This is a genomic window from Naumannella huperziae (assembly GCF_054073625.1).
Genome location: NZ_JBSXPH010000001.1, coordinates 1,711,364 through 1,725,492 on the forward strand (window position 1 = coordinate 1,711,364; position 14,129 = coordinate 1,725,492).

General features: G+C 72.2%; 14 protein-coding genes. 10 read left to right on the plus strand and 4 right to left on the minus strand.

The genetic code is table 11. The features are described from left to right. The first annotated feature begins 2 nt into the window (after window positions 1-2). The 5 genes from ACXDC7_RS08215 to ACXDC7_RS08235 are packed head-to-tail and all read left to right on the plus strand — an operon-like array spanning window position 3 to window position 3,265. Window positions 3-857, plus strand: a complete 855-nt coding sequence (locus tag ACXDC7_RS08215; protein ID WP_459221812.1) for a DUF2071 domain-containing protein — start codon at window positions 3-5, stop codon at window positions 855-857. After that, window positions 854-1,585 (plus strand): class I SAM-dependent methyltransferase, encoded by a 732-nt coding sequence (locus ACXDC7_RS08220; protein WP_179443997.1) that lies wholly within the window; start codon window positions 854-856, stop codon window positions 1,583-1,585. The genes ACXDC7_RS08215 and ACXDC7_RS08220 overlap by 4 nt, the downstream gene beginning before the upstream one ends. Further along, complete coding sequence (locus ACXDC7_RS08225; RefSeq protein ID WP_179443996.1) at window positions 1,582-2,013, plus strand: hypothetical protein; 432 nt, start codon at window positions 1,582-1,584, stop codon at window positions 2,011-2,013. Before ACXDC7_RS08220 ends, ACXDC7_RS08225 begins: the two co-directional genes overlap by 4 nt. Further along, window positions 2,010-2,390: a DoxX-like family protein gene (locus tag ACXDC7_RS08230; protein WP_179443995.1), complete on the plus strand. Its 381-nt coding sequence runs from the start codon at window positions 2,010-2,012 to the stop codon at window positions 2,388-2,390. The genes ACXDC7_RS08225 and ACXDC7_RS08230 overlap by 4 nt, the downstream gene beginning before the upstream one ends. Beyond that, a complete protein-coding gene (locus tag ACXDC7_RS08235) occupies window positions 2,387-3,265 on the plus strand; it encodes a DUF3419 domain-containing protein (RefSeq protein ID WP_179443994.1) in 879 nt (292 codons plus the stop codon). The genes ACXDC7_RS08230 and ACXDC7_RS08235 overlap by 4 nt, the downstream gene beginning before the upstream one ends. A 24-nt stretch (window positions 3,266-3,289) precedes the next feature. Here ACXDC7_RS08235 and ACXDC7_RS08240 read toward each other — a convergent pair whose 3' ends face one another. The 3 genes from ACXDC7_RS08240 to ACXDC7_RS08250 are packed head-to-tail and all read right to left on the minus strand — an operon-like array spanning window position 3,290 to window position 6,409. After that, complete coding sequence (locus ACXDC7_RS08240; RefSeq protein ID WP_459221813.1) at window positions 3,290-4,684, minus strand: ABC transporter substrate-binding protein; 1,395 nt, start codon at window positions 4,682-4,684, stop codon at window positions 3,290-3,292. 17 nt (window positions 4,685-4,701) lie between these two features. Then, the gene (locus ACXDC7_RS08245; protein WP_459221814.1) at window positions 4,702-5,541 is read right to left on the minus strand and encodes a carbohydrate ABC transporter permease; all 840 of its coding nucleotides are present in this window, start codon (window positions 5,539-5,541) and stop codon (window positions 4,702-4,704) included. Continuing rightward, on the minus strand, window positions 5,528-6,409 hold the full coding sequence (locus ACXDC7_RS08250; protein WP_459221815.1) for a carbohydrate ABC transporter permease: 882 nt from the start codon (window positions 6,407-6,409) through the stop codon (window positions 5,528-5,530). The genes ACXDC7_RS08245 and ACXDC7_RS08250 overlap by 14 nt, the downstream gene beginning before the upstream one ends. A gap of 76 nt (window positions 6,410-6,485) precedes the next feature. Here ACXDC7_RS08250 and ACXDC7_RS08255 point away from each other — a divergent pair, with 76 nt between their 5' ends. Further along, window positions 6,486-7,499, plus strand: a complete 1,014-nt coding sequence (locus ACXDC7_RS08255) for an NAD(P)H-dependent flavin oxidoreductase (RefSeq protein ID WP_179443990.1) — start codon at window positions 6,486-6,488, stop codon at window positions 7,497-7,499. Window positions 7,500-7,517: 18 nt separating this feature from the next. Here ACXDC7_RS08255 and phoA read toward each other — a convergent pair whose 3' ends face one another. Then, window positions 7,518-9,254 (minus strand): alkaline phosphatase, encoded by a 1,737-nt coding sequence (gene phoA, locus ACXDC7_RS08260; protein ID WP_459221816.1) that lies wholly within the window; start codon window positions 9,252-9,254, stop codon window positions 7,518-7,520. 122 nt (window positions 9,255-9,376) lie between these two features. Between phoA and ACXDC7_RS08265 the strand changes: the two genes are divergently transcribed. The 4 genes from ACXDC7_RS08265 (at window position 9,377) to ACXDC7_RS08280 (ending at window position 14,126) form a co-directional block, all read left to right on the plus strand. Next, the gene (locus ACXDC7_RS08265; protein WP_459221817.1) at window positions 9,377-9,868 is read left to right on the plus strand and encodes an aminoacyl-tRNA deacylase; all 492 of its coding nucleotides are present in this window, start codon (window positions 9,377-9,379) and stop codon (window positions 9,866-9,868) included. A gap of 331 nt (window positions 9,869-10,199) precedes the next feature. Then, on the plus strand, window positions 10,200-11,033 hold the full coding sequence (locus ACXDC7_RS08270; protein ID WP_459221818.1) for an S-methyl-5'-thioadenosine phosphorylase: 834 nt from the start codon (window positions 10,200-10,202) through the stop codon (window positions 11,031-11,033). Window positions 11,034-11,071: 38 nt separating this feature from the next. Then, the gene (gene hemW, locus ACXDC7_RS08275) at window positions 11,072-12,277 is read left to right on the plus strand and encodes a radical SAM family heme chaperone HemW (RefSeq protein WP_459221819.1); all 1,206 of its coding nucleotides are present in this window, start codon (window positions 11,072-11,074) and stop codon (window positions 12,275-12,277) included. A gap of 124 nt (window positions 12,278-12,401) precedes the next feature. Further along, window positions 12,402-14,126, plus strand: a complete 1,725-nt coding sequence (locus ACXDC7_RS08280; protein WP_459221820.1) for an N-acetylmuramoyl-L-alanine amidase — start codon at window positions 12,402-12,404, stop codon at window positions 14,124-14,126. Window positions 14,127-14,129 lie beyond the last annotated feature (3 nt).

Consider the following 14,129-nt stretch of genomic DNA (forward strand, 5'->3'; position numbering starts at 1 on the left):
TCATGTACGCCGCGACCACCCGGTCCGCACCCCGGCGGACGGGTCGACCGGCCGCCCCGATCCGGCTCGCGGCCGCGGCGCTGCAACGGCTGCGCCGGCATCCGGTGCCGATGCGGACCCACTTCCGGCACTCCCTGGTGCTCACCTGGGCGATTCCGCCGGCGGCCGTGCGGCGGTTCCTGGTGCCGGGGCTGGAGCTGGACACCTTCACCGATCGGTCCGGTCGGGAGTGGGCCTTCGTGGCCGCGGCCTGCGTCGAACTGGATTCGCTGCGACCGGCACCGGTCCCGGCCCGCTTCGGCGGCCGCCAGTTGATGGTGGGCTACCGGGTCTTCTGCACCCTGGCCACCCCGCGCCGGGGCGGCGGTACGCTCACCCGGCGCGGCCTGCGCATCCTGGCCAGCCAGGCGACCGATCCGCTCGCCGTGCTCGGCGCCAATCTGACCACCCGCTACCACTACCGGCCCGTGCGCGGCGAGCTGACTGCTGACGGCGACCGCATCACGGTGCGGGTACGCAGCCGCGACGGGCGCGCCGACATCCACCTCGCCGTCGATCCGCGCGACGGCCGGTTGCCCGAGGAATCGGTCTTCGCGACCGCGGCGCAGGCCCGCCGGTTCGCCGGGCCGCTGCCCTACACCTTCTCGCCCGACCCCGACGGGATCGTGGTGGTCAGGGCCACGCGGACCGACTGGTCGCCGCAACCGGTCCGGGTGTTGCACGCCGAGGTCGGCTTCTTCGCCGAGGGGCCCTTCGCCGGCGTCGAACGGCGGCTCAGCAATGCCTTCCACGTCGCCGATGTCGACTACGGCTGGCAGCGCGGGCAGTTGCACCGGGTCGAGACGCCTCGGCCATGAGCGTGCTCGATCGGCTGCGGATCCGCGGCGCCGCCCAGGTGGTGATCTTCAACTGGCCGAAGCTGGCCGGCGGGCTGGCCTTCGCCGTCGCCGGTCACCTGTTGCGCCGCCGGATGCCGTGGCCGGTACGCCTGATCGCGCTCGGCGCCGCCGCCTGGACCCCGCTGTCGGTGCTCGCCTCCTGGTGGGTCTACGACCTCTCCCCGCTACGCCGCTGGCGCTTCTTCCCCGCGCCGCAGCCCGGCCGGGTCCTGGTCGCGGTGGCCGGATTCGACGAGGCCTCGCCGGCCATCCGGGCGCGCTGGCCGGCCGCCGAGCTCCGCGTCGTCGACATCGTCACCGAGCCGGAGGTGTCGGTACGCCGGGCGCGCGCCTGGGCGGCGGGGGGCCATGCCGCGGCGGGCGTACCGCCCGTGATCGACCCGGCCCGCTTCGAGGTCGGCGACGGCTGGGACGTGATCGTCCTCGCACAGTCCCTGCACGAGATCCGCGACCCGGCCGACCGCGCGGTCCTGCTGCAGCGCGTGCGGGCCGCGCTGGCCGAGGACGGCGACATCGTCGTCGTCGACCATCTGCGCGACGCGGCCGGCATCGTCGCGTTCGGGCCCGGCGCCTGGCACTTCGGGACCGGGCGCGGCTACCGCGAAGCGTTCGCCGAGGCCGGCCTGACGGTGCGCGACCGGGGGCGCGTCGGCGTGTTGGTGCACTGGTGGCGGTTGGGCCGATGAGCCTGCTGGTGCCGCTGCTGCAACTGACGGGCGCGCTGCTGACGGTGCTCGGCATCGCCCATGTCGCGCTACCGAGGGTGCTGGGCTGGACGGACGCGACGACCTTCGGGCAGTCGCCGCTCGGCGGCCTCGTCATCCGGATGCACGTCGGGTTCATCGGCGGCTTCGTCGCGCTGCTGGGCCTGTGCACGCTGGTCGGCGCCCCGGAGCTGGCGGCGGGCGGGCGGCTGGCTGCGCTGTTCCTGGGGGCGAGCGCGCTGCTGTGGCTCGGCCGCGCGGTCTGCGAGGTCGTCCTGGTGCCGCGGGCGCTCGCCGCCCAGCCGGCGCCGAAGCGGCTGTGGCGCACCGCGCACCTGCTCGGCCTGCTCGGCTGGCCCGGGCTGGTGATCGTCTACGGTGTCGCGGCATGGCAGGCGGCAACACGATGAGGGTGCCCTCGGCCGCGTTGGCCGCCGGGCGGGTGGCGCTGGCGCTGGTCTGGCTCTACCAGGGCCTGGTGGCCAAGATCATCGGCCTGCGTGCCGACGAGCTGGACATCCTCGCCGCCGTGCCCGGGATCGGGCCCGAGCACGCGCGGCTGGCGGTCATCCTGATCGGCGCCTACGAGCTCGGCATCGCCCTCGCCGTCCTCGCCCGCCTGCGACCGGTGCTGGTCGCCGCGCTGCAGACGGTGACCCTGGTCGTGTTCAATGCCGGCGGGCTGATCTTCGCCGGCGACGCGATCGCCGACCCCGGCGCGCTGGTCACCGGCAATCTCGCGCTGCTCGCGCTGGCCTGGCTCGTGGCGCTCGGTGATCGTCGATGACGGGCGACCGCTGGGCCAGGGGCAGGCTGTTGCCCTGGGGCGCGCCGGCCGTGCAGTTCGGGCGATCGTATGAGGACGAGCGAATCGAGTTGGCGGCCTTCGGGGAGCCGGGCCGGGTCTGTGTGATCGCGGCCGCGGGGGAGACCGCGGCGGCGTGCGCGGCGGCCGGGCACCGCGTGAACGCGGTCGACATCAATGCTGTCCAGCTCGCCTACTGTCGTGACCGGTTGGCAGGTGGGCCGGCGGTCGACGGCCAGGCCGAGCGCCTCATGCGCGCCGGGCGTCGCCTGCTCGGCGTCCCCGCGCCCGGGTGGCGCAAAGACGTGCTGGCGGCGCATCTCGACGACGACGGCCCGGCGGCGGCGCGGCTGTGGCGCGAGCGGCTCGACACCCCCGCGCTGGCGGCGCTGCTGGCGCTGGTGCTGCGCCCGGGGCAGGCCCTCGCCGGCTGGCGTACCCCCGACTTCGCCGCCCTGCTGCCGCCCGACTTCGGCCGCGAGCTGCGCAACCGGATCGGCCGGGCGCTGGGCCGGCACGGCATCGCCGGCAACCGGTTCGCCCACCGGCTGCTGGCCGGTGCCGAGCTGCCTGGCTGGCGCCCGGTGACCGGCGGCGCACCCGTCCGGCTGGTCCGCGCCGACATCGCCGACCACCTCGCCGCGGTGCCGCCGGGCCACTATCGCGGCATCGCGCTGTCGAACGTGATCGACGGGGTCGGCGCCGCCCGCCGGCGCCGGCTGCTCCGGCTCGCCCACCGGGCGCTCGCCCCGGGCGGCGCCGTCGTGCTGCGCTCCTTCGCTCCGCTCGCCGACCCCGGGCTCGCCGCCGACGACCGCTCGTTGATCTGGGGCGCGGTGCGGGTACTTCGCCGCTGAGCCGGGGCCCGACCCCGTGTTGTCTCAGCCGTCCTGCATCGCCTTGTTCGCCGCGTCCTGGGCCTTGGGCAGCCCGTCGGCCGCGGACGTGCGGCCCAGGAAGATCTCGTTGAACGTCGGCTTCCAGGCTTCCAGCGCCGCGCTGTAGTTCTGCCCGACGGGTGCCTGCATCGCCGGCAGCTCGCCCTGCTTGGCGAACTGCGACGGATCGACCTGGCGACCGGACCAGTACTCGGCGAAGGCCGGCTGGGCGCCGGTCACGGCGGGCAGCGCCGCGCCGTCCGCGCCGATGAACCGCGCGCCCTCCGGCGTACCCATCCACTGCAGCACCCGCTTGGTCGCCTCCGGGGTGTCGGAGGCCGCGTTGCCGGCGACCACGACGTTGTTCACCACCGACACCGCACCCTTGGGGCCGGCCGGCATCGGCGCGATCCCCCACTCGAAGTCCGCGCCGTCCGCGACGTTCTTCAGGTTGTAGACCCCGGACTGGAACAGCGCGATCTTGCCCTGCAGGAACTGGTCGCGGGTGAAGTCGCCGTTGTCGTTGGTGTTCGAGGCCGCCGGCGAGACCTTGTACTCGTTGATCAACTTCGACAGGTAGTCGAACGCCTGGGTCGACTCCGGCGAGGCGAAGACGAAGGTGCCGTCGGGGTTCTGGAACTGGCCGCCGTTGGAGCCGACGTAGTTGTAGTAGATCCCCTGCAGGTCCTGGGCCGCCGAATAGCCCCAGGTCGCGGGCTGGGAGCCGTCGAAGCCCTGCTCGTCGCCGCGCCGGCCGGACTTGTCGACCGTCAGCTTGCGGGCCACCGGCAAGAACGTGTCGCCCTGGCCGTTCGGAGACCAGGTCAGGTCGGTGAGCTGCTCGGGGGTGATCTTGGCGTCGTCCAGCAGCTTCTTGTTGTAGTACACCGCGATGCCGCCGTCGGTGAGCTGCGGTACGCCCCACAGCTTCCCGTCGAACGTGTACTGCTCGACCGCCGCCGGCACCCAGCCGGCGCGCTGGGCGTCGAAGTCGGCGCCGATCTCGACCAACTGTCCAGCCTCGATGTAGGGCTGGATGTAGGAGCCGTTGATCATGAAGATGTCGTCGGCATTGCCGCCCGAGACGTCGGTACGCAGCTTGGTGAAGTAGTCGGAATAGGGCACCAGCACGGTCTGCACGTCGATGTCGGGATTCGCCTTCTCGAACTCGGCGAAGGAGGCATCGTAGGCCTTCTGCACCTGCTCGTCCCACAGGCGTACCGTCACGACCTGGCGCTGGCCGTTGCCCGGGGAGCTCGGCGGCGCGGCGGGCGAGCAGGCGGCCGTGGCGACCCCGAGCCCGAGCGCGGTCGCACCCGCCGCCAACCGGGCGAGGTGGCGCCGGCCGAAGCCGCGACGGCTCGCGCGCGACGGGCGCGCATCCAGTGTGTTGGCCATGATCGTTCCTCCTGTTGCTACTTGAATCCGGTGAGCTGGATCGAGTTGACGATGCGCCGCTGGAAGATCGTGAAGATCACCAGCAGCGGCGCCATGGCGATCGTCGTCGCGGTCATCACCAGCGTCCAGTTCGCGTTGTACTGCCCGCGCAGCGCGTCCGTGGCGACGGTGAGCGTCTGCCAGGTCGGGCCGGTGGTGACGATGAACGGCCACAAGAAGCTGTTCCAGTGCGTGACCACCGTGATGATCGTCAGGGTCGCGATGATCGGCCGGGACAGCGGCACGACGATGCTCCAGATGATCCGCCAGTTGCCCGCGCCGTCGATCCGCGCCGCGTCCAGGATGTCGGCGGGAATGCCGCGGAAGTACTCGCGCAGCAGGAACACCGCGTACGGCGAACCCAGGACGAACGGCAGCACGAGCGACCAGAACGTGTTCCGCAGCCCCGTGCTGGCGAAGATCGTGTAGAGCGGGATGACCGTGACGATCTGCGGCACCATGAGCGTCGCGAGATAGACCCAGAACAAGGCATCGCGACCCGGGAAGCGGAGCCTCGCGAAGGCGTACGCCGCGAGGATGGAGAAGAACAACTGCCCGATCACCAGCACCACCACGACCTGCGTGGTGACGGCGAGCGGCGTGACGAAGTCGCGACCCAGCAGCGCCAGGTAGTTCTCGGCCGTCGGCGGCGCCGGCGGGCTGAGCGGTGAGGTGTTGGCGAACTGGCGCGGCGACTTCAGCGAGGTCAGCACGCTCAGCAGGAACGGGGCGAGAGTGATCACCGCGCCGACGGCCAGGACGAGGTAGATCGCGATCGAGCCGGGCGCTCGGCGCGCGGCGGGACTAGGAGAGGTCATAGGTCACCCGCTTCGCGAACCAACGCTGCTGGACCACCGTGACCACCACCAGCAGCGCGAACAAGATCACCGCCATCACCGACGCCTGGCCCAGGTTGAACGCCCCCCGGAACGCCTCCAGATAGATCCTGGTCGCGATCACGTCGGTGGCGCCCTGCGGGCCGCCGTTCGGGGTGAGCGCCCAGATCTGGTCGAAGGCCTGGAAGGAGGCGATCACACCCGTGACCAGCACGAAGAAGAACGTCGGAGCGAGCAGCGGCAGCTTGATCGACCAGAAGATCCGCCACGGCCCGGCGCCGTCCACCTCGGCGGCCTCGATCACCTGGCGCGGGATCCCGGCCAGCCCCGCCATGAAGAACAGCGCGACGTAGCCGACCTGGGACCAGATCGTCACCGCGGCCACCGCGGGCAGGGCCAGCGCGGGCGTACTCAACCACTCGATCGGTACGCCGAGCAGCGCGTTCAGGGCACCGTCGAAGGGCGCGAAGATCCACTGCCAGACGATGCCGAGCGCGAGCGGGGCGCACACCCAGGGCACGACGTAGATCACCCGGAACAGCCCGCTCCCGGGCAGCCCCCGGGACAACAGCACGGCGACCAGCAGGCCGAGGCCGGTCTGCAACGGGATCACCATCGCGACGAATGCGAGCGTGACCAGCAGCGAGTGGCCGAAGGTCGGGTCGGCCAGCACCTCGACCCAGTTGGCGAGCCCGACGAAGCGGAGCGGGCCGAGCAGGTTCCACCGGTTCAGCGACAGCCAGAACACCACCAGCACCGGGAGCAGCAGGAAGCAGGCGATCCCCGCCAGGCTGGGGGCCAGCAGGGCGTAGGCGACGGCGCTCTCTCGCCGTGCCCTCCGTGACGCCATGATCGTCACCCTAGGACAGCGCCGCGGCCCGGTGCCCCCCGTCCAGCGACGTGGACGACTCTGCGAGGGTGGGGACATGTCCGTCACCGCGCTCACCGATCTTCCGATTGCCGTCGCGCCGATGGCCGGACCGGGCACCCCGGCACTGGCCGCCGCGGTCAGCGAGGCGGGCGGGCTGGGCAATCTGCCCGCCGGGTACGCCCCGGCCAGCTCGCTCGCCGCCGACATCGCCGCGGTCCGGGAGCTGACGGAGCGGCCGTTCGGGGTGAACGTGTTCTGCCCGCAGCCGATGGACGAGGCCGGCCAGGGGGAGGCCGTGGCGCGATTCCGGGACCGCCTGCGATCGCGCGCGGAGGGCGCGGGCGTGGCGCTGCCGGAGGTGAACTGGGCCGACACCTTCGACCACGCCGCCAAGATCGAACTCCTGGTCGCGGTCGGGCCCGCCGTCGTCTCGTTCACCTTCGGCTGCCCCACGGCCGAGGTCGTGCAGCGACTGCAGCGGGCCGGCAGCGCGGTGGTGGTCACCGTCACCGGTGCGGAGGAGGCCGCGGCCGCGGCAGAGGTCGGCGCGGACGGGATCTGCGTCCAGGGCGCGGAGGCGGGCGGGCATCGGGGCACCTTCGACGGTGCCGCCGAACCGAACACCGCCTCGACGACACAACTGTTGGCCGCCTGCCGACCGGTCGGTCTGCCGATGATCGCGGCCGGCGGCCTGATGACCGCGGCTGAGGTGGCGCAGGCCCGGGCGGCGGGCGCATCGATGGCGCAGTGCGGGACGGCGTACCTGCTCGCCGACGAGGCCGGCACCTCGGCGCCCTATCGGCGCGCGCTTGCCGAGCCGGGCCGGCAGAGCCGATTGATCCGCTCGTTCAGCGGGCGGGTGGCGCGCGGGCTGGGCAACGCCTGGACCGAGGAGTTCGAGCCGTACGCCCCGGCCGCGTTTCCCGCAATCGATCAGTTGACCAAGCCGCTTCGTGCCGCGGCGACGAAGGCCGACGACGCGGAGTCGATCAACCTGTGGGCCGGCACCGGGTGGGGTTTCGCCCGCGCCGAACCGGCGGCGGTGATCACCCGGCGCCTGGCCGGGTGATCACCGCGTACCGATCGGTCAGGAGCGGAACTGGCGACGCAGCAGCAGCGCCGCACCGGTGAGCATCGCGAGCCCCGCGGTGATGGCGACGATCCCCGCCGGACCGCCGGTCTGGGCGAGGTTGCCGCCGCCCGGCACCTGCTGGGTGCGCACCGCATCGCCCCCCGAGCCCTGATCGCCCGCGCCGCCGACCGCGGTCGGCTGGCTGGTGGGCTGGTCACCGGGATCGTCGGTGGGCGTGGGCTCGCCGGTGGCGGTCGGCTCGTCGGTGGGCGCGGGCTCGCCGGTGGCCGTCGGCTCGCCGGTCGGCGTGGGCTGGCTGGTGGCCGTGGGCTCGCCGCTCGGGGTCGGTTCCTCGGTCGGCGTGGGCTCCTCGGTGGGAGTCGGTTCGGTGGTGGCGGACGAGTCGAGCTGCAGCGCGCGACTCATGATCTTGTTCAGGTCGGTCTCGTCGATCAGGCCGGTCACGTTCGCCGCGCCGGGTCCGAAGGCCGCGACCCGAACCTGTGTGCCCGAGTGGGCGCCCGTCGGGTAGATGATGCCCATGTCGGCGCCGTCCTTGGTGCGCAGCTTGATCGACGGGACGACGTCGTCTGCGTCCTCGGTGATCTGTGAGTTGTGGGAGTGATCGGCGGTCACGATCACCAGCGTGTTCCCATCGGCCTTGGCAAAGTTCAGCGCCTCCTGCACCGCACGGTCCAGCGCGACCGTCTCGCCGATCTGGCCGCAGGCGTCCCGCGCGTGGTCGGACTTGTCGATCGAGGCGCCTTCCACCTGGAGGAAGAAGCCCTTGTCGTTGTCCAGCAGCTCGATGCTCTTCTTGGTCATCGCCGCCAGATCGGGCGAGGTCGCCGGTACGGCCGGGTTGGGCTTGCAGGTCACGGCGTCGCCGTTCGCGCCGCCCGGGGTGGCCGGCGTCGGCTCCCACTCGGTCGCCATGTTCTTGGGCTCGAACAGGCCCAGCAGCGGTGCGTCCTGGTCGGCCCTGGTCACGCCGTCCAGCGCCGTCTTGTCGTTGATCAGTTGGTAGCCCTGCTGTTGGGCGCTCTCCAGCACAGTCTTGCCCTCGTACTGCCCGGCGAGGATCGTGTCGTCGAAGTAGCTGGCGCCGCCGCCGAGCGTGACGTCGGGGCGGGTGGCGAGCAACTGCTCCGAGATCGAGCCCGGCCCGCCCTTGTCGAGCGCGTCGTCGCCACACTGTTCGATCCGCGACGGGCTGTAGCAGGCGCGCTGCTTGACGCTCGCCACCTGCACCGCGGGGGTGGCGTCCTGGATCTCGGAGGTGGTGATGTCGCCGGTCTTCAGGCCGTTCGCCTTGGCCGTCTTCAGGATCGAGGTCAGCGGGTTGCCCTGGTAGTCCACGGCGACCGCGTTGTCGTAGGTCTTGGAGCCCGTCGACCAGGCGGTGCCGGTGGCGGCGGAGTCGGGCACGTAGTCCGGGATTCCCTCCCGGGTCACGCTGTAGGTGGTCATCTGGCCGGTGATGGGCAGCGCGTCGATGCCGGGCAGCGAGCCCGCCGCACCGTACTGGTAGTTGCGCGCCTGGGTGATCTCCTGATCTCCCATGCCGTCGCCGATCACCAAGATGACGTTCTTGGCGGGCCCCTTGCGTGCCTGCTCGATGATCTGATCAGTCTTGTCGCCGTCGAGCCGATTGGCCCCGAACGGGTCGGTCACGGCTGCCGTGGCGAACCCGCCGCCGAGCAACAAAAGACCAGCGGCACCCATCGCCACCGGTACCAGCTTCTTGCGCATCTCAGTCTTCCCTCCGGGAGTGTGTGGGATTCGACGGAACTACCGGCGGGTCAACGGCGGGGCGCTGCTCGGTGGCTGGCCGGTGACCGTCGGGTGAACACTGCGCTCGCTAGCCTTCGCGCATGAGGAGTGTCGGAGCAGCAGGTGGCGAGGGCGTGTCCCGCGCCGTCGCCGCGTTGCGGGCTGCGGGCATCGCGTACCGGATCGTCGAGCACGAGCAGGTCGGCTCGGCGGCCGAGGCGGCCGCCGCGCGCGGTGTCGCCGAGTCGGCGTTGATCAAGACGCTGGTGGTACGCCGCGGCGCCGGCGACCATCTGTTCGTGCTGGTCGGCTCGGACCGCGAGATCGCCTGGCCGAAGCTGCGGGCCCTGCTCGGGGTCGGCCGGATCTCGATGCCGGACGCGGCCTCCGCTCGGGAGGTGACCGGCTACGAGCGCGGCACGATCACCCCGTTCGGGTCGCTGACCGCGCTGCCGGTGATCGCTGACGCCGCGCTGATCGGACAGGTCGCCATCGGCGCGGGCGGCCACGGTGTGGCGGCGATCGTCGACGCCGACGAGCTGATCGCCGCGCTCGGCGCCGAACGCGCCGACGTCACCGAGCCCAGGGGCTAGGTCGGTCCCGACGGGCTCGATCGGCGTATCGGCAGCCTCGCGCCGAAAGCGACCACTCGTCGGGGTTTCGGCTGGTTTGGGGCCGGAGTGGTGGCCAGAACTCTGGCGAGCGGTCGGTAATGGCGGTTGGGTGTCGTTGGTCTCGACAGGCTCGACCGGCGTATCGGCAGCCTCGCGCCGAAAGCGACCACTCGTCGGGGTTTCGGCTGGTTTTGGGGGCGGAGTGTGGCCTGAACTCTGGCGAGTGGTCGGTAATGGCGGTTGGGTGTCGTTGGTCTCGACGGGCTCGACCGGCGTGGGGCTCGACGGGCGCAGGCCGTAGGGTCGGGCCATGACCTACCAAGGCCCCCGACCAGACATCGGCATCATCGGTGGATCCGGCTTCTATGAGTTCCTCGACGACCCCGAACGGGTCGCGGTCGAGACGCCGTTCGGGCCGCCGTCGGCCGACCTCGCGATCGGCGACGTGGACGGGCGGACCGTCGCCTTCCTGCCCCGGCACGGCGAGCGGCACCAGTTCCCGCCGCACCTGGTCAACTACCGTGCGAACCTGTGGGCCCTGCGTTCGGTGGGGGTACGCCAGGTCCTCGCCCCGTGCGCGGTCGGCTCGCTGAAGCCCGAGCTCGGCCCGGGCACCTTCGTCGTCCCCGACCAGGTGGTGGACCGCACCTGGGGTCGCGGCCAGACGGTCTACGACCTCGAGGGCGATGTCGTGCACGTCGCCTTCGCCGACCCGTACTGTCCCCGCGGCCGACAGGTCGTGCTCAACGACGCCGGCGCCGCCGCGGGCGAGGTCGTCGACGGCGGGACGCTGGTGGTGATCCAGGGCCCACGCTTCTCCACCCGCGCCGAGTCGCAGTGGCACTCCGCCGCCGGCTGGTCCGTGGTCGGGATGACGGGGATGCCGGAGGCCTCGATCGCGCGCGAGCTGGCGATGTGCTTCACCACGGTCGCGATGGTCACCGATCACGACGCCGGCGTCGCCGAGGGCGAGCACGTCACCCACGCCGAGGTGTTGAAGATCTTCGCCGGCAACATCGATCGGTTGAAGGCACTGCTGCGCCAGGTGATCGGCGACCTGCCCGGTCCCGAGTCCGATGCCGACGCGACCTGCAGTTGCCGCCGGGTGCTGGACGGCATGAAGCTGCCCATCGAGCTGCCCTGACCCGGGCGTACCCGCCGGTGCGCGCCTAGGATGGCGCGATGCCCTCCGCCCTGCCCGACGGCGAACCCGCGCCCGCCGACGGTGCCCTGCCCGACGTGGCCCGCGCCGAACTCGGCGAGCGGGCGTTCGGGATCTACCTGCACGTGCCGTTCTGCGCGACCCGGTGCGGCTACTGCGACTTCAACACCTACACCGCGGCCGAACTCGGTCCCGGCGCCAACCGAGCCGACTACATCGACGCGGCGATCGCCGAACTCGATCTTGCCGCCCGGGTGCTCGGCGACACCCCGCCCGTCGCGACGATCTTCGTCGGCGGGGGTACGCCGACCCTGCTCCCGCCGGCCGACCTGACCCGCTTCGTCGCCGCCGTGGACGCCCGCTTCGGCCTCGCCGCCGACGCCGAGGTGACCACCGAGTCCAATCCTGAGTCGGTCACCGATGATGATCTTGCCCGGCTCGTCGACGGCGGGTTCAACCGGATCTCGTTCGGGATGCAGTCCGTCGCGTCGCACGTGCTGGCGATCCTCGACCGCACCCACACCCCCGACCGGCCGCAGCGGATGGCGCACGCAGCGCGGCGGGCGGGCTTCGCGCAGGTCAGCCTCGACCTGATCTACGGCACGCCCGGCGAGCGGGCCGAGGACTGGGCGGCGAGCGTGGCGGCCGCGTTGTCCGCCGAACCCGATCATCTCTCGGCGTACGCCCTGATCGTGGAGGAGGGCACCAGGCTCGCCGGCCGGGTCCGCCGCGGGGAGCTGCCGATGCCGGACGACGACGATCTCGCCGACAAGTACCTGCACACCGAGCGCGCCCTGACCGAGGCGGGCTTCGCGGCCTACGAGATCTCCAACTGGGCGCGACGGCCCGAAGCGCGCTGCCGGCACAATCTGGGCTACTGGCGCGGCGACAACTGGTGGGGGATCGGTCCCGGCGCGCACAGCCATCTGGGCGGGGTGCGCTGGTGGAACGTGAAGCACCCGCGGGCCTATGCGCAGCGCCTCGCCGCGGGCGAATCACCCGCCCACGGCCGCGAGGTGTTGGACGCGCCCACCCGGCGTACCGAACGAGTGCTGTTGGAGTTGCGGACCAGCGACGGACTGCCGGCGACGGTGCTCGGCCCGGCCGGTCGCGCCGCCGTCCCCGGGCTGCGCGAGCGGGGGCTGCTGGCCGGGAGCGACCCCCTCCGGTTGACCGTGGCCGGCCGACTGCTCGCCGACGCCGTCACCCGTGAGCTCCTGGACTGATCGGCGCGCCCCCGACGCTTCGGCGTGCTGATGTGTTGACAATGGCGACACGTCGGGGACACCGAACCGAAGGGGCACCGCCATGCTTCGCCACTGTCCACCCCCCAGCCGACATGCCGCTCGCGTGATCGTTGCTGCCCTGCTGGGCGCCGCCCTGGTCGCGGGCCTGGTCTTCGCTGGTACACCGCTGCCGGCCGACGTCGCCGCGGCGGCACCGCCCACCCGGGCGAAACCGGTCAAACCGCGGATCGACTCGATCGCCATCCCGGCCGCCGGCCGGACGGAGCGGCAGGCCGGCAAGCGCCCGGTGGTGGCCGAGCTGCGCCAGCGCGCCACCGAACGCTTCTCCACCTTCGGCGTCACCTGGGACGCCGGTCCCGCCCCCGCCGTCGACTACCGCGTCCGCCGCGACGGGAAGTGGACCGACTGGGCGGAGCTGCCGATCGACGACGCGACGGTCGCCGGGGGCGAGGAGGGGACCCGCCCGGGTTCCGCGCCCGTCTACGTGGGCTCGGCCGACGGCGTCGACCTGCGGGTCCGGGGCGAGCGCGCCCCGAGCGGCCTGCGGGCGGACCTGATCGACGCCGGGACGACGGCGGCCGATGCGAATCCCGAGACCCTGCAGGCGCCGTCCGGCGCGCCGGTGCCGACCCGCCCGGCCATCGTCTCCCGGGCCGGCTGGGGCGCCGACGAGAGCCTGCGGACCGACTGTGGCAAGCGCTACGGCACAACGGTCCGGGGCGCGGTGGTGCACCACACCGAGGGCAGCAATTCCTACAGCTCGGCCGAGGCGCCGGGCGTGATCCGCGGCATCTACGCCTACCACGTGCAGAGCCGTGGCTACTGCGACATCGCCTACAACTTCCTCACCGACCGGTACGGCAAGATCTACGAGGGCCGGGCGGGCGGTGTCGAACTGCCGGTGCACGGCGGCCACGCCCGGGAGTGGAACACCGACACCGTCGGCGTGGCGATGATGGGCAGCTATGTCTCGACCAACCCGCCGACGGCCGCGCTGGACGCGACGGCCAGGATCATCGCCTGGAAGCTCGCCGGCAACTACCGCAACCCCAAGGGCACCGTCACGCTCGCCGGCAAACAGGTGAATGTGATCTTCACCCACGGCGACGTGGTCGCCACCGACTGTCCGGGGGCGAAGATGCAGGCCCAGATGCCGGCCTTCCGGGACCGCGTCGCCGCGCTCGCGGACTACCGCACGGGCAGCTATGAGAGATGGCGCTCCCTCGGCGGGGAGTCGGGTTGGGTCGGGTCACCCTTCCGGCTGGAACGCCGCGCCTACGGCGGCGCGGAGACCCAGTTCGCCGGCGCCGACATCCTCGGCAAGGACGGCCGCATCCACGCGGTTCGCGGCAGCATCCGCACCCGGTACCGCCAGCTCGGGTCCGGGGCATCCTTCCTCGGCTTCCCGATCACCGACGAGATCGACTGGCCGGGCGGCAAGGGCAGCCGGTTCGCCAGCGGCGGCATCTACTGGTCCGCCACCACCAATCGCGCCATCGAGGTCCGGTCGGGCATCAACGGCGTCTACGTCAGCGGCGACCACCCGTCCCAGCTCCGGCAGCCGACCGCCACCGAGCGGGCATCGGCCGTCGCGGGCGTGCCCTACCAACAGTTCGAGAAGGGCCGGATCTACTGGTCGAACAAGCGTGGGTACGCCGTCTACGGCAGCATCTACCGTGCCTACGCCGACCTCGGGCACGAGCGATCGCGCCTCGGGCTGCCGACCAGCAGCGAGTTCGACGTCTCGGGCGGCCGGGCGAACAACTTCGTCGGCGGCCGGATCACGTGGAACCGCAGCACCGACCGGGTGACCGTCACCTACAACTGACCG